Raw genomic sequence first — 21,414 nt, 5'->3', positions numbered from 1 at the left:
AGGGAAATAAATATTGTAGATAACTACAAAATATCCTGCCACCGGACCCCGGCCACTCATACCCGCCGGCGTCGAACCGGCGAGCGATCGGAGGATCCGGGCCCCATGAGCACACGAGACGCCGTCGACGCGCTGGAACGACTCGGGCTGTCGAACTACGAGGCACGCGTGTTCGCCGCGCTGCAGCGCCTCGGCACGGGGACGGCACAGCAGATCAGCGACGACTCGGAGGTGCCCCGCTCGCAGGTGTACGGCGCCGCCGACGACCTGGTCGATCGGGGGATGGTCGAACTGGTCGCGTCCTCGCCGAAGGAGTACCGGCCGGTGAGCCTCGAGGCGGCCCGCGAACAGCTGGGCGAGCGTCTCGAACGCGAGCGGGACCGCGCGTTCGAGAACCTCGCGGAGCTCCGGACCGAGACCGACGACGGCGACTCCGGCGGCGCGGTCGCAACCCTGCGGGGGCGCCAGCCCATCGACGACCGGATCGACGACCTGCTCCGCCGGGCCGAGGGGCAGGTGGTGTTCGTCGCGCCCGACTCCCGGTCGATCCCGGCGGCACTGGCCGAGACGCTCCGCGAGCGGGCTCGGGAGGGCGTCGCCGTCGTGGTCGTCACCGCGGAACCGAGCCAGCGCGAGCGGTTCGCCGACTGCCCGGTTCGGGTGTTCGTGATGGACGAGGACAACCCCGGCGACTTCGCGGGGCGTGCGCTGATGGTCGACGACCGGACGGTGCTGCTCTCGGCGGTCACCGACGACGCCGTCGGGGAGGAGGCGATGTGGACCGCCGACAGCAGCATCGGCCGGATCCTCGCGCAGTTCATGCAGTCCGGCATCGACTCCGGGATGGAGCGCACCGACGGCTGATTGTTCGACGATCGTTGTAACCAACCTTTACGGATGTCGAAGTAGTTGGCGTACCTAATGACCCAAACGCAGCCCGGACGAGCCGACGGCGCCACGGAACTGCAGACGGAACCGCCCGCTGACGTGGACTCGACCGCGGGGAAGCTGGTGTACGTCTACCTCTCGTCGGTCGTCGAGACGACCGTCGACAGCATCGCGGCGGCGCTGGACCTGAAGCTGATCGAGCTGCTGCCGACGCTGCGCTCGCTGCAGTCGGCCGGCTACGTCGAGCGCGCGGGCGAACGCTGTCGGATCGTTCGGTAGGCTGTTTCTGCAGGAGCGTGTGGCAGTGAGCGGCGTCGACGACGAGCGTCAGTCGTCGCCCGGCGTCGGTCCCGGCGTCCGATCCAGACTCACGTCGCGCCAGGTGCCGCGCTGGTACCAGAGGTACGCGAGCGTCGCGCCGAACGCGTTCGAGAGCGCGAAGGAGAGCCAGAGCCCGTCGGGCCCCATGGCGAACGTCTGGGAGGCGAGCCACGCGATCGGCAGGCGGAACACCATCAGCGTCCCCACCGAGATCACCGCGGCCACCGTCGTCTTCCCGGCGCCGCGGAAGCTCCCGTTGTAGGCGCGCATGATCCCCATGAAGCCGAACGTGGGGGCGACGAAGCGCATGAACTGCGCGCCGACCTCGATCACGCGCGGGGCGTCGGGCTGGTCGGCGCCGACGAAGATCGAGACGATCGGCTCGGCCCAGACGAACGCGATCACGCCCACCGCCGAGAGGATCAGGAACGACGCCTTCGACGCGAACGCCGCGGTCGCGGCGGCGCGGTCGGGCTTGTCGGCGCCGATGTTCTGCCCGCTCATCGTCTCGACGCCGCGGGCCATCGCGATCGCGGGCATGAACACCACCGAGAGCACGCGCGTCCCGATCCCGTACGCCGACACGACCGGCGTCGCGAACAGGCCGACGACGATCAGGAGGAGGTTGACCGAGAGCGCCCGACCCACGCCCTCGACGGAGGCCGGGACGCCGATCTCGAGGATGCGCTTGGCGAACTCGAGGTCGGGCGCCATGTCGCCCAGCCGGATCTGGACGCCCTGGTTCCCGCGGAACATGATCCCCAGGCCGATCACGAACGCCAGCGCCCGCGAGAAGATGGTCGCGATGGCGGCGCCGCGCAGGCCGTCGCCGGTGTACCCCGTCATCGCGAACAGCTGGTCCTGCAGCCCGGTCATCCCGATGATCGCGAACAGCGGGTTGTTCTCGAACCCGAAGATGAGGAACGGGTCCAGCAGGATGTTGACGACGACGGAGATCCCCATCACCACCATCGGCGTCACCGTGTCGCCGGCCCCGCGCATCAGGGAGATGAACACGAAGAAGCCGAACATGAACACCAGCCCCAGCGAGATCACCTCCATGTAGTCGACTGCCAGCGGCTTCACGTCGGGCGAGGCGCCGTAGATCCCGACCAGCGTGTCCACCACGAGGTAGCCCGCGGCGCCGAGGATTATCGAGACGACGAACGCGAACGAGACGGTTTGGGACGCCGCGTAGTCCGCCTGCCGCTCGTCGCCGGCGCCGATGTTCTGGGCGATCAGCACGCTGCCGGCGACCGAGAGCCCCATCCCCAGCGAGATGAGCAGGAACACCATCGGGAACGCGAAGCTGATCGCCGCGAGCGCCTCCGTGCTGTACCGGCCGACCCAGAACGTGTCCGCGAGGTTGTACGCGGTCTGGAACAGGTTGGTGATGACGATCGGAATCGCCAGGATGAACAACGGCTTGGCGATGCCGCCCTCGGTCAGGTCCAGCTCCTCCTGGTTGAACGCGCGCTCGAACAGGCGCCGGGCGCCCGCGAGTCGGTCGCGGAAGCTCACTCGCAACCCCCGTCGGCGACGATCATCGAGTCGATGTGGGCACGCAGCGTCTCCCGGGTCTCCTCGACGGGGCGCCCGACCGCGACGCTGCGGGTCTGGGCGCCGTTGAACACGGTCACGAGGAAGTCCGCCGACGCCTCGACGTCGAGGTCGGCGCGGAACTCGCCGCTCTCGACGCCGGCGGCGAGCTGCGCCTCGACGTGGTCACGGAGCGTCCGGTCGTGGGCCTGCAGGTGCTCGCGGAACGCCTCGTCGTAGGGGCCTGTGCCTTCATCTCCAGCACGGCCGTCTGGAACCCCAGGTCCGGGGCGTCGTCGTCCGGCGGGAACAGCACGGCGTCGATGAGGTTCAACAGCCCCTCGTAGGCGCTCTCGCCATCGACGGCGTCGAGGCGCTCGGTGAACCCCTCCAGCAGGTCGTCGAAGAAGGAAACAAGCAGGTCGTGCTTGCTGTCGTAGTGGTAGTGGAGGGCAGATTTGCTCACGTCCGTCTCGGCGGCGATGTCTTCCATGGTCACGTCCGCGTACCCGTGCTTACAGAGCGCGCGGTACGTTCCCTCGGTGATATCGCTGGTCGACTCTCCGGCACTCATACTGACTGACTAGTTAGTCAAACTGTGTGGTCAGAGAAAAGCGCTGTGGTTCGAGCGATTTCGGCCGCAGTCGACGCGGCGACGACGGCGTCGACGACAGCGGCGACAACCGACGACGGCGTCACGGCCGGGCGATCAGCTCATGAACACCGAGCACGCCGTTCCGGGCGTCCCCGGAACCCCGCGGGCGGGCTCGTCGGATTCGGCCTCGTCGTCGAGTTCGGTCCCCCGGCCGACTCCGTCGTCGGCGTCGGAGCAGGGTCGGTCGTCCCCGGGCCGCGAGGCGTCGACGCCCCCGGCGAGGAACTCGCGGATCGGCGGCCCGACGTTCTCGGGCTCGACGAGGAACGCGTCGTGGCCGTGGTCGGAGTCGACGACGTGGTGGTCGACGGGGGTGGCCGTCTCCTCGAACGCCGCCGCGATCGCCGCGCCGCCCTCGGTCGGGAAGTGCCAGTCGCCCGAGAACGAGAGCACCAGCGCCTCGCCGTCGAACGTGGCGAGCGCCTCGGCGTCGGAGCCGTGCTCCGCCGCGAGGTCGAACGACTCCATCGCCCGAGTCAGGTAGAGGTAGCTGTTCGCGTCGAACCGGTCGACGAACTTCGTCCCCTGGTGGTCGAGGTACGACTCGACCTCGTCGTAGGCGAACGCGTCGTCGACGGGGCCGTCGGGGAACGGCGACGCCACGTCGTACTCGCTCTCGCCGCGGTCGAACTTCCGGTCCATCGACGCCTTCGAGAGGTAGCTGAGGTGGCCGAGCTGTCGGGCCAGCACGAGCCCGCGGTCCGGGTGGGTGCCTTCCGCGCCGTACTCGCCGCCGTGCCAGTCCGGATCGCCCCGGATCGCCCGGCGGGCGACCGCGTTGAGCCCGCGGAGCTGGGGGTCGAGCCGGGGCGCCGTGGCGACCGGGATCGCTCGATCCACGTCCGCGGGGAAGCGCCGCACCCAGTCGAGGACGTTCATCCCGCCGACGCTACCGCCGACGACGGCGTGGAGCCGGTCGACGCCGAGCTCGTCGAGCAGCCGCCGCTGGGCGCGGGTCCAGTCGGCGACAGTCACCGCCGGGAACGAGCTCCCCCAGACGCCGCCGTCGGGGTGGGGGCTCGCGGGTCCGGTCGAGCCGTAGCAGGAGCCGGGGACGTTCACGCAGACGACGAACAGCTCCGTCGTGTCGATGGCCTGCCCCGCGCCGACCATGTCGTCCCACCACGCCCGCGCCTGCCCGGCGGTGTCGTCGTCGCCCGCGTCGTCGGCGCCGCTCGCGACGTGCTGGCTCCCGGTGAGCGCGTGGCAGACCAGCACGGCGTTCCCCCGGCCGTCCGGGCCGCCCTCGGGGTCGTACTCGCCGTAGCTCTCGTACGCCAGTTCGAGGTCGGGGACCGAGCCGCCCGCCTCGAACTCGAAGGCGCCGACCGAGCGCGTGGCGCTGGTGTGCTGTGGCGCGGCCGTCCCGTCAGTGTTCCCGGTCATGCTGTCACGCGCTCGATGGCGGCGTCGATGTCGTCGACGATGTCCTCGGGCTCCTCCAGCCCGACCGAGAGCCGGAGGAGGTCGGGCGAGACGCCCGCGGCGCGCTGTTCCGCCTCGCTCAACTGCGCGTGGGTGGTGCTCGCTGGGTGGATCACCAGCGTGCGCGCGTCGCCGACGTTGGCGACGAATCCCGCCAGCTCCACCGCCTCGCAGAACTGCTTGCCCGCCGAGAACCCGTCCTCGAGGCCGAACGCGAGCATCCCGCCGAACCCGTCGAGGTAGCGCGCGGCGTTGTCGTGGGTCGGGTGGTCGGGGAGCCCGGGGTAGGTGACCCAGGCCACCTCGGGGTGGTCGTCGAGGTGTTCGGCGACGATGCGGGCGTTCTCGCAGTGGCGGTCCATCCGCAGGTCCAGCGTCTCGAGCCCCTGCAGCGTGGCCCAGGCGTCGAAGGGTGTCTGCTGGGCGCCGAGCGGTCGGAGCCCGCGGTGGCGCAGCGCATGGGTCAGCGCCTCCTCGCCGAAGCGCTCCGAGAAGTCGACGCCGAAGGCGGGGTTCTCCCCCGCGAGTTCGGGGTAGTCGGCGTCCGGGTGGTCCCAGGGGAACGTCCCGCCGTCGACGATCACGCCGCCGACGGTCGTGCCCGAGCCGTGGATCCACTTCGTCGTCGACTCCCAGACGGCGTCGGCGCCGTGCTCGAGCGGGCGGCAGAGCGCGGGCGAGCCGAACGTGTTGTCGACGATCAGCGGGGTCGCGCGCTCGTGGGCGATCTCGGCAAGGCGCTCGAACTCCGGCGTCACCAGCGAGGGGTTCGCCATCGTCTCGACGTGGACGAAGGCGGTGTCCTCGTCGATCGCGTCGGCGTAGGCGTCGTAGTCGAGCGTGTCGACGGTCCGGATCTCCACCCCGCGGCGCGTGGCGGTGTGCGCGAAGTACGTCGTCGTCCCGCCGTACAGGTCGCCCGCGGTGACGACGTTGTCGCCCGCCGCGGCGAGCACCGTCGTCAGGCTGTCGATGGCGGCCATCCCGGCGTTGGTCGCGACGGCGCCGACGCCGCCCGAGACCGCCGCGATCCGCCGTTCGAGCGTCCGGACGGTCGGGTTCGAGATCCGGCTGTACACGTCGCCCTCGGTCTCGAGCGCGTACAGCTCCGCGGCGCGGTCGGCGCTGCCCAGGCGGTACGACGTGGTCTGGTGGATCGGCGGGGCGTACGAGCCGCCCTCGGCCGCCGGCTCGTGCCCGCCGTGGAGCGTTCGGCTCCGGAACCCGCGAGTCATGTCTATAACGCATACCTGGAAGAATAAAAATGCGCTGCAGTTTTCCCGGGGGAGCGACCGCCGGGTTCGTTCCACGCTACCAAACGCCGGACGGCTCCCGTCCCAACGAGTATTTATTTTCGAAGGTAATTCAGGAAGGTACGGATATGCCCTCGATGAATAACTCGACCGCGGATGGCTCGTCGGCGGCGACGCCGACGCTGGCGCAGGCGCTCGTGGCGACGCTCGGCGTCGTCGTCTTCCTCGGACTCGGCTCCGGGCTGCTGGGGATGTCCCCCCACGCCCCCCTGCTCTGGAGCGTGGTGCTCGCCGGCGTCGTCGGCCGGTACTGGATCGGCGTGGGGTACGACGACCTCACGGAGGGGATCGAACACGGGCTCAGGATGGGGCTGCAGGCGATCCTGATCCTGTTCACCATCTACGCGCTCATCGCGACGTGGATCTCCGCGGGGACGATCCCGGGGTTGATGTACTACGGGCTCGGGATCCTCTCGCCGGAGACGTTCCTGCCGGCGACGGCGCTGCTGGCGGCCGTCGTCGCCTTCTCGATCGGCTCGTCGTGGACGACCGCGGGGACGCTCGGCGTTGCATTCACCGGTATCGGCTCCGGGCTCGGCATCCCGATCCCGATGACGGCGGGCGCGGTGCTCTCGGGTGCCTACGCCGGGGACAAGCAGTCGCCGCTCTCGGACACGACGAACCTCGCGGCCGCGGTGACCGACACCGACCTGTACGACCACATCCTCTCGATGCGGCTCGGGACCGCGATCGCGTTCGGGCTGTCGGTACTGCTGTACGCCGCGCTCGGTCTCCGGGCCGGGGGCGCGATTCCCGCGGGCCGGGTCGCCGAGATCCGCGGCGCGCTCGCGGGCACGTACGACCTGGGGATCCTCGTCTTCCTACCGCTGCTGGTCACCTTCGCGCTCGCGATCCGCGGCGTGCCCGCGCTCGCCTCGCTCGTCGCGGGCGCGTTCGCCGGCGCCGGCACGACGGTGCTGGTCCAGGACAGCGCGTTCACCGACGCCTGGGCGGTGTTCCTGAACGGCACCGCGCCGGAAACCGGCGTGACGCTCGTCAACGAGCTGCTCGTCAGCGGCGGGCTCGCCGGCTCCGCGTGGACGATCTCGGTGGTCGTGCTCGCGCTCGCCCTCGGGGGGCTGCTCGACCACTTGGGCGTGCTCTCCACGCTCGCGTCCCGGCTCGCGGACCTGATCACGGGCCAGCGGAGCCTGGTCATCGGGACGGGCGCGTCGGCGTTCCTCGTCAACGCGTTCTCGGCCCAGCAGTACATGAGCATCGTCGTCCCCGGGATGACGCTGCGTGAACTGTTCGACGAGCACGAGCTCGACAGCTCCGTGCTCTCCCGGGCCGTCGAGTCCGCCGGGACGCCGACGGGCGCGCTGCTGCCGTGGCACGCCGGCGGCGTGTTCATGGCCGGCGTGTTCGGGCTGCAGGGGGAGACCTCGTTCCTGATCCTCACCGAGTACGCGCCGTACTACTTCTTCGCGTTCCTCTCGCCGCTGGTACTGGTCATCCTGACGCTCGCAGGCGTCGGCCTCGACTCGACGCCGCCCCGCGGTGGCGTCGACGCCGGGTCGGAGCCAGCAGTCACCGCAGACGACTGATCCAATCCCACGCGAGAGTTTATCCGGGATAGGGCGACCACCCCACGTGTGCGCTGACCACCGCCGCGGGGCGAACGAGGCGGGAGTGCGACACACCGCCCCGCGAGCGATCGTGTCGCCTGTTCGCCACCTCCAACGGTCCGGCCAGCGACAGCTCAGTCCCAGAGCAGGTCGTCGAACGCCGTCCCGACGGACCCCGGCCCGTCGGGGACGGCGATCGCTCCGTCGACGACCGGCACCGGATCCGCCCCCAGATCCGACGCCAGCATCGCCCCGGTCGCGAGCCCGCCGGCGCGGCCCCCCGGCACCGCGGCGGCGACGTGGACCGCTGCCGCGCGAGCGACGGCGCCGTCGATCGTCGTGGTCACGACGGGGTCGACACCCCGATCGACCAGCGCCGCCGCGGCGTCGATCGCGGCGTCCGGCCCGCCGAGCGCCATCGGCTTCAGCACCGCCACGTCGGCCGCGCCGGCGTCGAGCACGGCGTCGACGCCGTAGTCGCGGATCGACTCGTCGACGGCGACGGCGACGCCCCGCCCCCGCAGCGCCGCGAGCTCGGACAGCTCCTCGGCGGGGAGGGGCTGCTCGACGTACTCGACGCCGATCGTGCCGAGGGCGTCGACGGCTTCCCCCGCAGTCTCGGGGCTCCAGGCACCGTTGGCGTCGACGCGGATCGCGGCGTCGACTGCGTTCCGGACCGCCCGCACGCGCTCGAGATCGGCATTCAGCGACTGCGCCCCGACTTTGAGCTTCAGGCAGTCGAACCCCGAGGCGACCGCCTCGCGAGCGGCGGCCACGGTCTCCTCGACGCCGCCGTCGCCGACGGTGGCGTTGACGGGCACCGACTCGTTGGGCGTCGGGAACCCGCCGCGCTCGGCGAGCAGGGCCGCGAGCGAGCGACGCTCCGCCCGCGCCGCCGCGTCGAGCACCGCCAGCCGGTAGCCGTGGCGGGCAGCCGGCGTCGACGGCCGTTCCTCGCCGACCGTGTCGGCGACGAGCTGCCACGCCTCCGGCGGCTCCCGGAGCGCGTCCGTGCAGGCGTCGTACGACTCGGTCCACCCGGGCAGCGGCGTCGCCTCGCCGACCCCCCGAACCGTGCCGCCGTCGACCGATCGTTCGACGCCGACGAGGACGCCGCGACGCTGCTCGATGGTCCCGTCGGCGGTCGACAGCGGCCGCGACAAATCGAGTGTGAACGGTCGGCGTTCGGGGCTCATCCGAAGATCAACCCGGCGGCGAACAGCGCCGCGTACAGCGCGAGCAGCTGGCCGGTCCGCTCCAGCGCGGGGTTCAGCGCCTCGCCGGCGGTCTTCGTCAGCACCGTCCGGGCGACGACAGCCGCGAACGGCAGCGAGAGCAGCGGCAGCAGGACGGCGGGGCCGAACGATCGCGTGAACAGGAACACGGGAACCGCGTAGGCGAGCGCGAGCATCGCGACGTACTCGGCGCGGGCGACGCCGTAGCCGAACCGAACCGCGATCGTCCGCTTCCCGGTGTTGCTGTCCTCCTCCTTGTCGCGGACGTTGTTCACGACGAGGACGTTGGTCGTGAGCGCGGCCATCGGGAGGCTGGCCAGCAGCGCGAGCGCGGGCACGGTTCCGGCGGGCAGCCCCGTCGGGATCCCACTGACGGCGGCCGCGGCCTGCACGTAGACGGTGCCCGCGACGGCGACCGGGCCGAAGAAGACGAACACGAACAGGTCGCCGAGCCCGTGGTAGCCGAGGGGGTAGGGACCGCCCGTGTAGGCGATCCCGGAGGCGACCGAGAGCAGCCCGATCACGAGGATCGGGACGCCGCCGACCCAGACGAGGTAGCTGCCCAGCAGTATCGCGGCGGCGAAGGTGAGCCACATCGCGCGTTTGACCGCCGCGGGTTCGATCAGCCCGCCCGCCGTGACCCGGGTGAACCCCTCGCGCTCCTCGGTGTCGGCGCCCTGCACGGCGTCGTAGTAGTCGTTCGCGAAGTTGGTGCCGATCTGGATCAGGATCGCCCCCACCAGCGCCGCGGCGGCGGGCAGCGGCGCGAACACGCCCTCGTGGACGGCGACGCCCACGCCGACCAGAACGGGCGCGATCGCGGCCGGCATCGTCTGGGGCCGGGCGGCCATCACCCACGCGCGCCGCCGAGAGATGTCGGCCTCGCTCGTCTCCGTACTCATTGCCGGGTGGTCGGGGCGGACGCGCCATGAAGGGTTGGTTCTCGGCCGCCACCGACCACGACCGGACGGGAGAGCTATACGCACCCCGCGTGACGGTGCCGTATGGCACGCGTCCCGTACGTCGATCCGGAAGATCTCCCCGCGGAGTACCGCGATCTCGTCGTCTCGAAGCTCCAGGGCAAGCCCGTGAACGTCTACGCCGCGATCGGCAACAACCCCGAGGTGCTGGCCGGCACCCGCGCGTTCCTCTCGTCGCTGTGGGAGTCGACCGGCCTGCCGGATCGTGAGCGCGAGCTCGTGATCCTGCTCGCCGCCGCCGAGAGCGACTCCCGCTACGAGTGGCACCAACACGTAGGAATCGGCGGCGACGCGGGCGTCACCGAGGCGGAGATGGCCGCCATCGCCGACGGCGACCTCGGCGGCTTCGAGGGCGACGAGGCCGTACTGCTGCGGTACGCGGCAGCGGTGCTGGACCACGAGGTCGACGACGCTCTCCACGACGCGTTCGTCGGCGCGTACGACGAGTCGACGGCCGTCGGCGTCGCGTCGCTCGCGAACGGCTACCGATCGCTCGCGGGTGTGCTCGACGCGCTCGACGTGGGGCTGGAGGACGGCGAGGAGTTCCGGGGCTGGGACCCGCGTACGTAGTCGACGATCGCCTAGTAGTGCCAGGGGTAGCCCGAGAAGTCCGGCTGTCGCCCTTCTAAGAACGCGTCGCGGCCCTCCGCGGCCTCGTCGGTCATGTACCCCAACCGCGTCGCCTCGCCGGCGAACACCTGCTGGCCGACCATCCCGTCGTCGGCCATGTTGAACGCGAACTTCAGCATCCGCATCGCCGTGGGGCTCTTGCTGGTCATCGTCTCGGCCCAGTCGATCGCCGTGTCCTCCAGCTCCTCGTGGGGGACCGCCTCGTTGGCCATCCCCATGTCGACGGCCTCCTCGGCGGAGTAGGTCTTCCCGAGGAAGAACACCTCGCGGGCCTTCTTCTGGCCGATCTGTCGCGCGAGATACGCCGAGCCGAACCCGCCGTCGAAGGAGGCCACGTCGGGGTCGGTCTGGAGGAACTTCGCCTCCTCCTCGCTGGCGAGCGTGAGGTCACAGACCACGTGCAGCGAGTGGCCGCCGCCGACGGCCCAGCCCGGGACGACGGCGACGACGGGTTTGGGCATGAAGCGGATCAGGCGCTGCACTTCGAGGATGTGGAGTCGGCCGGCCTTGGCCTGCTTGACCGCCTCGGAGTCGTCGTCGGCGGCCTCGTCGTCGCCGCGGTACTCGTACCCCGAGCCGCCGCGGACCGACTGGTCGCCGCCGGAACAGAACGCCCAGCCGCCATCCTTCTCGGAGGGGCCGTTGCCGGTCAGGAGGACGGCGCCGACGTCGGCCTGCTTGCGCGCGTGGTCGAGCGCCGCGTGGAGTTCGTCGACGGTGCCGGGGCGGAACGCGTTGCGCACGTCGGGCCGGTCGAACGCGATCCGGACCGCCGGGAAGTCGACGCCGCGGTGGTAGGTGATGTCGTCGAACTCGCCGGCGCCGTCGACCTGTTCCCAGCGCTCGGGGTCGAACAGCTCTGAGACCATGTCGGAACGGCGACGCCGCCCCGCAAAAACCCCGCGGTCGGCGCGGCCGTCGCGGGCGCTCAGTTCGCCGATTCGCCCGCGAGCTCGTCGATCACCTGCTCGCGGAGGTCGTCGCGAGTCGCGTGGGAGTCGGCGGCGTCGGTGACGACCTCGACGACCGTGGTCCCCTCGCTCGCGACCGCCTCGGTGTAGGCGTCGACGAACCCGTCGCGGGAGTCGACGCGCTCGTACTCGAGCCCGTACAGCTCGCCCGTCGGCTCGAAGGCGATCCCGTGGGGCGTCTTGAACTGCTCGGTGAACGGCGGGTCGAACGACTCGATCGGCAGCATGTGGAAGATCCCGCCGCCGTCGTTGTTGAGCAGGACGATCGTCGCGTCCACGTCACAACGGGCGACCGCGAGCAGTCCGTTCATGTCGTGGTAGTACGCGAGGTCGCCGATCACCAGCGTCAGGTGGTCCGTCGTCGCCGACCCGGCCCCGAGCGCCGTCGAGGTGATGCCGTCGATCCCCGAGACGCCGCGGTTCCCGAGCGCGGTCACGGCGTCCGGGCTCGGCGGCGCGAAGCGATCGAGATCGCGGACGGGCATCGAGTTCGAGACGAACAGCGTCGTCGGTTCGGGCGCCTCGGCGACGGCGTCGGCGACGATCCCGCCCTCGAACAGCTCGTCCTGGGCGTCGACGGCGTCCCAGTGGGTTTGCTCGGCCTCGGCCCAGAGGCTCCGCCAGTCTGCCGAGTCCGGGCCGGCGACGACCCGCGAGAGCGCTTCGGCCAGCCGCGAGGGGTCCGCGACGACGAGGTCGCTGGCCGTGAACTCCGCCTCGCGCCACTTCCCCGCGGGGTCGACGAGGATCTGTTGCGCGTCGGTCCGGGCGAGGTACTTCCGCAGCGGCTTCGAGGTGGGCGAGGCGCCGATCCGGAACACCGCCTCGGGATCGGGCCAGTCGGCCGTGACTGCCTCGTCGAGGTAGGCGTCGTAGCCGCCGAGCACGGGTGCGACGCGGGTGTGGCCGCCGAAGCGGAGCCCCGAGAGGGGGTCGGCCAGGATCGGGAACCCCGTCGCGTGGGCGAGTGCGACGACGGCCTCGGGGTCGATCTCGTGTGGGTCGGCGGGGCCGGCGACGATCAGCCCCCGCTCGACGCCGAGGTCGTCGGCGAGCGAGCGGATCTCGGCGTCCGGGAGCTCCGGCGCCCCCTGGGTGCGCTCGACGAACGGGGGCGACGACGCGCCGCTGTTGGGGGCTGTGGGGGCGTTCTCCGCGCCGCCCTGCCGGCCCTCGGCCGCGAGCGCGTCGAGATCCTCGGGCACGTCGCCGGGAACCTCGGTCGGCTCCAGCGGCTTGCGGAACGGGACGTTGAGGTGGACCGGGCCGGGGTCGGTCCCCTCGGCCGCGGTCAGCGCGCGGGCGACGCTCGTCCGCAGCGAGCGGAGCTTCCGCGCCTCCGCCTCGGGCTCGGGCAGGTCCTTGTACCACCTGACGGCGTCGCCGTACAGCTTCTCCTGGTCGGCGGTCTGATTCGCGCCCGAGTCGCGCAGCTCCGGCGGGCGGTCGGCCGTGAGCGCGAGGAGGGGGACCCGCGACTGGTCGGCCTCCATCACGGCCGGGTGGTAGTTCGCGGCGGCGGTGCCGGATGTGCAGACCAGTGGGGTGACCTCGCCCGTGCGGCGGGCCCGCCCCAGCGCGAAGTAGGCGGCGGCGCGCTCGTCGAGGTGGGAGAACACGCGGATCTCCTCGTGCTCGGCGAACGCGACCGTCAGCGGCGTCGAGCGCGACCCCGGCGAGACGCAGGCCGCGGTGACGCCGCCCCGGGCGAGCTCGTCGACGATCGCCCGCGCCCAGAGCGTGTTGCGGTTCGGTGCGGTCATTGTCGGCGTGAGGGGGGCGGGGCTGTTGGTTCCTGCGTTCCCGGACGCCCTCGCCGTGCGGCGTCGCGTCGGTTCCGTAGCGACTTTACCGGTGCCCCTGTCACCTCCGGCCATGACCGATCGCATCGTCGTCGTCGGGGCTGGCTACGCCGGCGCCGGAACTGTCGACTCGCTGAAGGACGAAGTGCCCGATGCGGGCCTCGAAGGCGACGTGGAGCTCGTCTGGATCAACGAACACGACTACCACCTCGTCCTCCACGAGTCCCACCGCGTCATCCGTGACCCGAGCGTGGCGTCGAAGATCACCGTCCCCTGCGAGTCGATGCTCCCCGACTGGGGCGAGTTCGTTCAGGACCGCGCCGTCGGCCTCGACACCGACGACCGGACCGTCGAACTCGAAGACGGCGATCCCGTCGACTACGACTACCTCCTGCTCGGCGTCGGGAGCGCGACCGCGTTCTTCGGCATCGACGGCCTGCGCGAGCACGCGCTCACGCTGAAGAGCCTCGCCGACGCCCGCGAGATCCACCACTCGGTGCGGGAGGCCGCCGCGGACGCCTCCGTCGCCGACCCCGCGCAGGTGATCGTCGGCGGCGCCGGGCTCTCCGGCATCCAGGCCGCCGGCGAGATCGCGGCGTACCGCGACGAGCACAACGCGCCCGTCGACGTCCACCTCGTCGAGGGGCTGGAGGAGGTGTTCCCCAACAACCCCGACGAGGTCCAGCAGGCGATCCGGAGCCGGCTGGAGGACGCCGGCGTCAACATCGAGTGCGGCGAGTTCATCTCGGAGGTCGACGACGAGACGGTGTACCTCGGCGGCGGCGAGGACGAGGCGCCCGACGAGATGCCGTACGACGTGCTCGTCTGGACCGGCGGCATCACCGGTCGGGAGGAGCTGGAGAACACCGACCTCGAGAGGGACGAGCGCTCCCGCCGCGTGTTCGCCGACCGTGACTTCCGGACCAGCGACGACCGGGTGTTCGCCATCGGCGACACCGCGCTGATCGACCAGGGCGACGACGACGTGGCGCCGCCGACGGCCGTCGCCGCCTGGACCGCCGCGGAGGTCGCCGGCGAGAACCTCGTCCACGCCGTGCTCGACGAGCCGCTCTCGACGTGGACGTACGAGGACAAGGGGACGCTCATCTCCGTCGGCGACGAGGCGATCGCCCACGAGATCGACGCGCTGCCGTTCGGCACGTTCGGCGGCCCCGGCGCGAAGTTCCTGAAGAAGGCGGCTGCGGTCCGGTGGATCGCCTCCATCTCCTCGGTCGGCCGAGGGATGAGCGCCTGGAGCGACATGTAGCCGTTCGGCGCCAGTTCTCGGAGCCCATTCTCCCTCGGCTGCTGCCCGCTACCGGCGGAACTGTTCGAGCCCGGCGCCGGGCGCCCGTTCGGTCCCGATCGCGTCCGTCCCGTCGCCGTGTTCGTCGTCGGCGACGCGGGCGCCGACGGCGACGCTGAACGCCGCGAGCAGGATCCCCGCCAGCACGTCGGTCAGCCAGTGGATCCCGAGATACATCGTCGCCACCGACACCGACGCGGCGCCGACGGTCGCGATGGGGAGCCAGCCCGGCGCGGCCGCGCGGTAGCGCACGGCCAGCAGCGCGACCGTCACCGACAGCGACGTGTGCAGCGACGGGAACACGTTGGTGTTCTCGTTCACCCGGCTCGTCAGGTGCTGGACCTCCGGCCAGTTGGTGAACAGCAGCGACTCCACCGCGCCGGGCATGAAGTTCCGCGGCCCGTAGGCGACGAACAGCACGTAGCAGACCAGCCCGATCCCGTAGTTCAGCGCGTACGCCACGAGCGTCGCCGCCAGCGGGCGGGTGTCGTCGTGGAGCGCGTACAGCACGATCGGGAACGTCAGCAGGAACACGTAGCCGAACACGTAGACGAAGCTGAAGTAGGCGGTCAGCTCCGGCGTCGCCAGCGCCTGCAGGTCGGCGACGAACGCCCCCTCGAGGGCGTGGATCGCGCCCGTGATGTTCAGCCCGATCAGCCAGGAGAGCTCGACGCCCACGTCGCGGACGGCGCCGTTGGCGACCAGCAGCACGCCGAGGACGGCGGCCGTCGGGCCGACGGCTCGGACGTTCTCCCGGAGCGAGCCGCGCCGGAGCTCCCGCCCGGCCAGTCGCCGGACGACGCCGAGACTCAGCAGATGCAGCACGAGCACCACCGCGACGACGTTCGTCAGCACCGTGAGCAGGCTCACGGTCCACCTCCGACGAGCGTGCCGTCCTCGTACTGGTAGCCCGCCTCGCGGAACGCCTCCCGGGCGGCGTCGACGTTCAGCTCGCCCTCGCGGCCGAAAAACGGGACGGCCGGGTTGCCGCCGTCCCACTCGAGGTCGTCGGGGTACCACTCCGTCCCCTGGAGCGGCCCGACGGCGGGGCGGGCGTACCCGTCGAGGACGTGGTCGCCGAGGAACTGCTCGTCGACGAGGCGAGCGAGCGTGTTCCGGAACCGCGGGTTGTCGAGATGCGTCCGGCGGGTGTTGTAGCCCAGAACGTACGGCCGGTCCGAGCGGCGCACGAGCAGTTCGGCGGCCTCGCTCCGGCCGATCCGGGGGACCGTCGCCGCGCCGACGGCGGTGCCGGTCACGTCCGCCTCGCCGTCGGCCACCGTCTCGACGGCGGTCACGTCGGAGCCGACGACCTGGACCGAGAGCGCGTCGACCGCCGGCTCGGCGATCCAGTCGGGGAACTCGGCCGTCTCTCTGGTCGAGAAGTGGCCGTCGACGCGCTCCAGTCGGAGAGACTCGCGCGGCGTGTTCCGGACGTACGCGAACGGGCCGCTCCCGACCGGCGGGATGTTGTTCGAGACGAGCGCCTCGGTCACGGTGCCGACCGGGATGCCGCCGATGGCGGCGGTGTCGGTTCGGTCGCGCCAGACGTGCTCCGGGAGGATCGGCACCGTCAGCGCGCGCCCGACGACGCCCCGATCGGCGTCGGCGAACGTCACGTCGAGCCGTCGGTCGTCGACGACCGCGACGTCGTCGACGAGGCTGCTCTGGCCCCGGTACTCCGGCGACGGCACCTCGGCGTCCTCGTCGTCGTCGCCCAGCGTGGTGTCCGCGAGCAGGTCGTAGGTGAACGCCACGTCGGCGGCGGTCAGCGCCTCGTCGTCGTGCCAGGTCACGTCCTCGCGCAGCGTCACCCGCGCCGCCGGCGGGTCGCCGTCGACGAGGTCGATCGACGTCGCGAGCCACGGCGTCAGCCGGCCGTCGATCCGCCGGGCAAGCGGGTCGTACAGCAGCCCGGTCAACACGCCGCTGCGCCGGAACTCGACGGCGAGGGGGTTCAGGTTCGTCGTCGCGCGCCGGTCGGTGCTCACCACCCGGAGCACCGTCTCCTCACCGCTCCGCTCGTACTCGCCGGCGAGGCGCAGGTAGCCCACGGGCGAGCGGAGGTCGGTCGCCTGCCAGTTCGGCCCCGCGGCGCTCCGGGCCGCCCGGATGTCGTCCGGGACCGTGAGCAGGGTGAACGGCTGGGTTCGGGCGATCGTCCGCTGGAGACTCTCGAGCGCGCTGCGGCGCTCGGCGCCCGCGCTCCGGCGCTGGCGTTCGATCGCCTCGTCGGCGTCCAGGTTGGTGTAGCCGAAGGGGTTCTGCCACCCCGGCGCGTCGGCGAACCGCGAGTGCAGCAGCGTCGTCAGTGCATCTGGTTCGCGGAACTTCTCGGGCAGGCGCATCACGAACAGTTCGAACTCCGTGCGCAGCAGGCTCTGGCGCATCAGCTCCTGCTCCGCCATCGGGAGCACGGTGGTCTCGATCCCGGCCGCGCGGAACCAGGAGGCGACCTCGCGGGCGAGCGCCAGCGCGTACGGGTCGGCGTCTGTCGGGAGGGTCTTGATCCGGAACGTGACGGGCTGTGTCGACCGCCAGCCGGTGAGGTTCCGCGCGCGCTGGAGGCAGCCGGCGCCGAAGACGGTCGCACCGCTTCCGAGGGCCGCGAGAACCGATCGCCGGTCCGCGGGGAGCCGCGACTCGCTACCCATTGTCACCGAAATTGGGTGATCGATGGCCATAGGGGTTGTGCTGTACCCTCCAGCCCCCACCCCCCAGTGACGGACAGACTTTAGCGGCCACGACGACACTGACCGCCCGATGGAGTTCTCGAAGCGGGCCTGCCGCTTCCTGCTCGCGGCGCTGGTCCTCGTCGCCGCGTCGACGCTCGTCGCGGGCTACGCCGAGAGCGAGCGCACGAACGACCGCGTCACCGGCGACCCCGCCGTCGAGCAGGCGTTCCGGTCCGGCGACGACGGCGCCGTCGTCGGCGCGCGCGACGCCGTCACCGTCGTCGCGACGGACTCGAACGCGTTCGTCAGCGACGAGAGCGACGCACCGCGGGCACAGGCCGAACTCGCGGCGTTCGCCCCCGACGGGAGCCTCTACTACTACCAGAACGACCACACGCGCTACTGGGACGTCGACCCCGTCGCGGGCACCAGCCACACCGTCGAGTTCGTCTACGCCGACCACCTCGACGCCGACGAGTGCGACGGGGCGGTCTGTACACGTAACGGCGTCGAGCGCGTCAACCTCACCACGGGCGAGCGTACCGACGTGTTCAGCCGGATCACCGCCGGCAAGCACTCGACGCGCTGGCACGACGCCGACCGAATCGACGACGACCGCTTGCTCGTCGCCGACATCGCGCAGGACCGCGCGTTCGTCGTCAACACCACGACCGGGCTGATCGAGTGGTCCTGGGAGGCACAGGCCGACTACCCCGTGGAGAGCGGCGGCCCCTTCCCCGAGGACTGGACCCACATCAACGACGTGGAGCACGTCGAACTCGACGGCGAGTCGGCGGTGATGGTCAGCCTCCGGAACCAGGACCAGGTCGCCTTCGTCGACATGGACGGCGAACTGATGGACGAGTGGACCCTCGGCGCCGACGGCGACCACGCGACGCTGTACGAGCAGCACAACCCCGACTTCATCCCGGCCGAACGGGGCGGCCCGGCGCTGCTCGTCGCGGACTCCGAGAACGGCCGGATCGTCGAGTACCAGCGCGAGAACGGCGAGTGGGTCGAGTCCTGGACCTGGGCCGACCAGCGCATCCAGTGGCCACGCGACGCCGATCGCCTCCCCAACGGCCACACGCTGGTCACCGACTCCAACGGCGACCGCGTGTTCGAGGTCGACCGCGAGGGCGAGATCGTCTGGGCCGCCGACGTGGGGTTCCCCTACGAGGCCGAACGCCTCGGCACCGGCGACGAGAGCACGGGCGGCGAGAGCGCGGCGTCGCTGGGGCTGGCCAGCCGTGAGCCGGCCCCCGAGGCGGCGTCGATGCTCCAGCGCGTCGAGAACGCGCTGCCGCCGACGGTGGTGAACGCGGTCGCCTACGCGTTCCCGCGCTGGGTCGGCCTTCTCGAGGGCGCCGCGCTCGTCGTCCTGCTCGGGAGCCTGCTGCGCTGGGCGACGCTCGAGTACCGCTGGCTGGAGTACACGATCGCGTTCCGCTCACCCATCGAGCGCCGCCGGAAATGAGCCACGTCGACGACCTCCCGATCCAGCGCGACGACGCCCCCTGGCTCGGCGCCGCGCTCGGGGCGGGGCTGCTCGCGGTCGGGATCTACCTCGCGACGAACCCGTACCCGGCCTACGGCGCGGGGCTGTACCTCCGGATCGCCGACACGATCGCCGCCAACGGCTACGCGCCGCCGGCGCGGATCGCGGGCTACACCGCCGACGGCGTCCCCTTCGCCTACCCGCCGCTGCAGTTCTACGCGCTCGCGGTGCTGCTGGATCTCGGCACCGATCCGGTCGCGCTCGCACGCTTCCTCCCCGGAGTCGGCGTCCTCGCGGCGCTCGTACCCGCCTACCTGCTCGCGCGGGGGTACACAGGCTCGCGGCCCGCCGGCGCGGCCGCGGGCGTCGTCGTCGCGCTCAACCCACAACTGCTCCAGTGGCACGTATCTGCTGGCGGGCTGGTCCGCGCGTTCGCGTTCTGCTACGCGCTGACGGCGATCTACGCCGGCTATCGGGCGTTCGAGACCGGCTCCCGGCGGGCGGTCGCCGTCGGCGCGCTCGCCTTCGGTGCGACCGTGCTCACCCACCCGACGTACTCGCTGTTCGTCGTGGTCACGTATTTGCTCCTCTGGGCGACCCGGGACCGCTCGCCAGCGGGGTTGCTCCGGGGCGCGGCCGTCGGCGTCGGCGGCGCCGTCGTCGCGGCGCCGTGGCTGGCCTGGGTGACGAGCACCCACGGGACCGACGTACTCACGGGCGCCGCGGGCACCCACGGCGGCATCGGCGGCGGCGCGGCGACGGTCGGCTTCTCCGCGACGCTGCTACCCCTCCTCGGCGCGGCGTACCTGCTGTACGCCCGTCGGGAGTACTTCCTCGCCGCGTGGGCCGCCGCCGCGGAACTGTTGTTCGCCCAGCCCCGGTTCGCGTTCACCGTCGGGAGCGTGATCGCCGCGGTCGTCGGCGTCGACGTGGCCCGCCGGGTTCCCTCGTTGGACGGCCGCGTCTCCCTCCCGGGGGCTCGCGCCGTCGAGCGCCGCGAGGTCGCCGCGGCCGTCTGCCTCCTCCTCGCGAGCGTCGCGGGTGGGGGGTACCTCGCCTACGAGATGACGCTGCCGGGCGACCCGTCCACTCCCGAGTTCCTCGACGACGAGGACGTGGCGGCGATGGCGTGGGCCGAGCGCGAGACCCGGCCCGACGCCACGTTCGTCGTCCTCGGCGACGCCGCCGAGTGGGTGCCGGCGCTGGCTGATCGGACGATACTGGTCGGCCCGTGGGGGGTGGAGTGGCGCGGGCCCGAGGCGTACGACACCCAACTGACAACGTTCGAGACGCTGTCGCGGTGTGACGGCGTCGACTGCGTCGAGCGCGAACTGGCCCGCGTCGACGCCGACCCCGACTACGTCTACCTCCCGAAGGGGGCGTACACGGTTCGGGGCGAGTCGGAGGTGACGTTCGGCTCGCTCGACCGCTCCTTCGCGGCGTCGCCGGACTGGGAGCGCGCCTACGAGAACGAGGGCGTCGTCGTCTACCGCGCGGTGGGGTAGCGCCGCGACCACGGGCTACTTCCCCCTCGGCGCGCATTCTCCGACAATGAGTGACTCCGCCAGCGGCCGGAACCGCCTCGACGAGGAGGCGAGCCCGTACCTGCAGCAGCACGCCGACAACCCAGTCGACTGGCAGCCGTGGGACGACGACGCCCTCGCCGAGGCCCGCGAGCGCGACGTGCCGATCTTCCTCTCGGTCGGCTACTCGGCCTGCCACTGGTGTCACGTGATGGCCGAGGAGTCCTTCGAGGACGAGCGCGTCGCCGAGGTCCTGAACGAGCAGTTCGTCCCGATCAAGGTCGACCGCGAGGAGCGCCCGGACCTCGACCGCGTCTACCAGACGGTCTGTCAGCTCGTGACCGGCGGCGGCGGGTGGCCGCTGTCGGCGTTTCTCACGCCCGAGGGCAAGCCGTTCTACGTCGGGACGTACTTCCCGCCCGAGTCCCAGCCGGGGCGCAACGTGCCGGGGTTCGAACAGCTCTGCCGGCAGATCAGCGACTCGTGGGCCGACCCCGAGCAGCGCCCGGAGATGGAGACCCGCGCCGAGCAGTGGACCAGCGCCGCCCGCGACCGCATGGCGCCGACGGGATCGGCCGACGACGCCGCGCCGCCCAGCGACGGGATCCTCGACGACGCCGCGGCGGCGGCGATCCGCGGCGCCGACCGCCAGCACGGCGGCTTCGGCCAGGGCAGCCCGAAGTTCCCCCAGCCCGCACGGGTCGAACTGCTGCTCCGCGTCGCCGCGCTCGCCGACGACCCAGAGCCGCTGACGGTCGCCGAGAACGCGCTGAACGCGATGGGGAGCGGCGGGCTGTACGACCACCTCGGCGGCGGCTTTCACCGGTACTGCGTCGACGAGGACTGGACCGTCCCGCACTTCGAGAAGATGGCGTACGACAACGCCACGATACCGGCGGCCTTCCTCGCGGGCTACCGCGCGACGGGCCGGGAGCGCTACGCGGAGCTCGTCGACGAGACGCTCGCGTTCGCGGAACGGGAGCTCTCACACCCCGAGGGCGGCTTCTTCAGCACGCTCGACGCGCGGAGCGAGACGCCGGCAGGCCGGCTCGAGGAAGGTGAGGAGCCGGAGCGTGAGGAGGGGG

The 21,414-nt window shown here is 71.6% G+C and carries 18 protein-coding genes; 8 read left to right on the top strand and 10 right to left on the bottom strand.

Translation table 11 applies throughout. From position 1 onward, the window contains the following. The first annotated feature begins 105 nt into the window (after nucleotides 1–105). Complete coding sequence (locus tag ACP95_RS09865; RefSeq protein WP_049981048.1) at nucleotides 106–864, top strand: TrmB family transcriptional regulator; 759 nt, start codon at nucleotides 106–108, stop codon at nucleotides 862–864. A gap of 57 nt (nucleotides 865–921) precedes the next feature. Beyond that, entirely contained in the window at nucleotides 922–1,167 is a 246-nt protein-coding gene (locus ACP95_RS09860) for a hypothetical protein (protein ID WP_049981047.1), read from the top strand. A gap of 48 nt (nucleotides 1,168–1,215) precedes the next feature. On the opposite strand, the gene ACP95_RS09855 is transcribed toward ACP95_RS09860, so the two are convergent. From ACP95_RS09855 to ACP95_RS09840, 4 genes are all read right to left on the bottom strand, one after another. Next, on the bottom strand, nucleotides 1,216–2,730 hold the full coding sequence (locus ACP95_RS09855) for an MATE family efflux transporter (RefSeq protein ID WP_049981046.1): 1,515 nt from the start codon (nucleotides 2,728–2,730) through the stop codon (nucleotides 1,216–1,218). After that, nucleotides 2,727–2,963 (bottom strand): TetR family transcriptional regulator C-terminal domain-containing protein, encoded by a 237-nt coding sequence (locus ACP95_RS16350; protein ID WP_237560433.1) that lies wholly within the window; start codon nucleotides 2,961–2,963, stop codon nucleotides 2,727–2,729. Before ACP95_RS16350 ends, ACP95_RS09855 begins: the two co-directional genes overlap by 4 nt. A 494-nt stretch (nucleotides 2,964–3,457) precedes the next feature. Next, a complete protein-coding gene (gene metX / locus ACP95_RS09845) occupies nucleotides 3,458–4,789 on the bottom strand; it encodes a homoserine O-acetyltransferase MetX (protein ID WP_049981045.1) in 1,332 nt (443 codons plus the stop codon). Next, complete coding sequence (locus ACP95_RS09840) at nucleotides 4,786–6,063, bottom strand: O-acetylhomoserine aminocarboxypropyltransferase/cysteine synthase family protein (protein ID WP_049981044.1); 1,278 nt, start codon at nucleotides 6,061–6,063, stop codon at nucleotides 4,786–4,788. Before ACP95_RS09840 ends, metX begins: the two co-directional genes overlap by 4 nt. 146 nt (nucleotides 6,064–6,209) lie before the next feature. Here ACP95_RS09840 and arcD point away from each other — a divergent pair, with 146 nt between their 5' ends. Continuing rightward, the gene (gene arcD / locus ACP95_RS09835) at nucleotides 6,210–7,688 is read left to right on the top strand and encodes an arginine/ornithine antiporter ArcD (protein ID WP_049981043.1); all 1,479 of its coding nucleotides are present in this window, start codon (nucleotides 6,210–6,212) and stop codon (nucleotides 7,686–7,688) included. Nucleotides 7,689–7,843: 155 nt separating this feature from the next. Here arcD and ACP95_RS09830 read toward each other — a convergent pair whose 3' ends face one another. Next, a complete protein-coding gene (locus tag ACP95_RS09830; RefSeq protein ID WP_049981042.1) occupies nucleotides 7,844–8,905 on the bottom strand; it encodes a mandelate racemase/muconate lactonizing enzyme family protein in 1,062 nt (353 codons plus the stop codon). Continuing rightward, entirely contained in the window at nucleotides 8,902–9,846 is a 945-nt protein-coding gene (locus ACP95_RS09825) for a 1,4-dihydroxy-2-naphthoate polyprenyltransferase (RefSeq protein ID WP_049981041.1), read from the bottom strand. Before ACP95_RS09825 ends, ACP95_RS09830 begins: the two co-directional genes overlap by 4 nt. 102 nt (nucleotides 9,847–9,948) lie before the next feature. Here ACP95_RS09825 and ACP95_RS09820 point away from each other — a divergent pair, with 102 nt between their 5' ends. After that, nucleotides 9,949–10,494, top strand: coding sequence for a carboxymuconolactone decarboxylase family protein (locus ACP95_RS09820; protein ID WP_049981040.1), 546 nt, complete (start codon nucleotides 9,949–9,951; stop codon nucleotides 10,492–10,494). A gap of 11 nt (nucleotides 10,495–10,505) precedes the next feature. Here ACP95_RS09820 and ACP95_RS09815 read toward each other — a convergent pair whose 3' ends face one another. Then, a complete protein-coding gene (locus ACP95_RS09815) occupies nucleotides 10,506–11,423 on the bottom strand; it encodes a 1,4-dihydroxy-2-naphthoyl-CoA synthase (RefSeq protein WP_049981039.1) in 918 nt (305 codons plus the stop codon). A 59-nt stretch (nucleotides 11,424–11,482) separates the two neighbouring features. Next, on the bottom strand, nucleotides 11,483–13,288 hold the full coding sequence (gene menD, locus ACP95_RS09810) for a 2-succinyl-5-enolpyruvyl-6-hydroxy-3-cyclohexene-1-carboxylic-acid synthase (protein WP_049981038.1): 1,806 nt from the start codon (nucleotides 13,286–13,288) through the stop codon (nucleotides 11,483–11,485). Nucleotides 13,289–13,400: 112 nt separating this feature from the next. On the opposite strand from menD, the gene ACP95_RS09805 reads away from it, so the two are divergent. Next, entirely contained in the window at nucleotides 13,401–14,594 is a 1,194-nt protein-coding gene (locus ACP95_RS09805; RefSeq protein ID WP_049981037.1) for an NAD(P)/FAD-dependent oxidoreductase, read from the top strand. A gap of 48 nt (nucleotides 14,595–14,642) precedes the next feature. On the opposite strand, the gene ACP95_RS09800 is transcribed toward ACP95_RS09805, so the two are convergent. Together ACP95_RS09800 and ACP95_RS09795 are read right to left on the bottom strand one after the other, a co-directional pair. Continuing rightward, the gene (locus ACP95_RS09800) at nucleotides 14,643–15,503 is read right to left on the bottom strand and encodes a phosphatase PAP2 family protein (RefSeq protein WP_082224644.1); all 861 of its coding nucleotides are present in this window, start codon (nucleotides 15,501–15,503) and stop codon (nucleotides 14,643–14,645) included. Then, nucleotides 15,500–17,287, bottom strand: a complete 1,788-nt coding sequence (locus ACP95_RS09795) for an ABC transporter substrate-binding protein (RefSeq protein ID WP_049981036.1) — start codon at nucleotides 17,285–17,287, stop codon at nucleotides 15,500–15,502. The genes ACP95_RS09800 and ACP95_RS09795 overlap by 4 nt, the downstream gene beginning before the upstream one ends. Before the next feature lie 109 nt (nucleotides 17,288–17,396). Here ACP95_RS09795 and ACP95_RS09790 point away from each other — a divergent pair, with 109 nt between their 5' ends. From ACP95_RS09790 to ACP95_RS09780, 3 genes are all read left to right on the top strand, one after another. Further along, nucleotides 17,397–18,785 (top strand): arylsulfotransferase family protein, encoded by a 1,389-nt coding sequence (locus tag ACP95_RS09790; protein WP_049981035.1) that lies wholly within the window; start codon nucleotides 17,397–17,399, stop codon nucleotides 18,783–18,785. Beyond that, nucleotides 18,782–20,311, top strand: coding sequence for a glycosyltransferase family 39 protein (locus tag ACP95_RS09785; protein ID WP_049981034.1), 1,530 nt, complete (start codon nucleotides 18,782–18,784; stop codon nucleotides 20,309–20,311). Before ACP95_RS09790 ends, ACP95_RS09785 begins: the two co-directional genes overlap by 4 nt. A gap of 46 nt (nucleotides 20,312–20,357) precedes the next feature. Further along, on the top strand, nucleotides 20,358–21,414 hold a 1,057-nt coding region (locus tag ACP95_RS09780; protein WP_154018515.1), incomplete at its 3' end, for a thioredoxin domain-containing protein.

It is taken from the genome of Halolamina rubra (assembly GCF_000739555.1).
GTDB lineage: Archaea > Halobacteriota > Halobacteria > Halobacteriales > Haloferacaceae > Halolamina > Halolamina rubra.
This window is presented reverse-complemented; position numbering and strand designations above follow the sequence as displayed.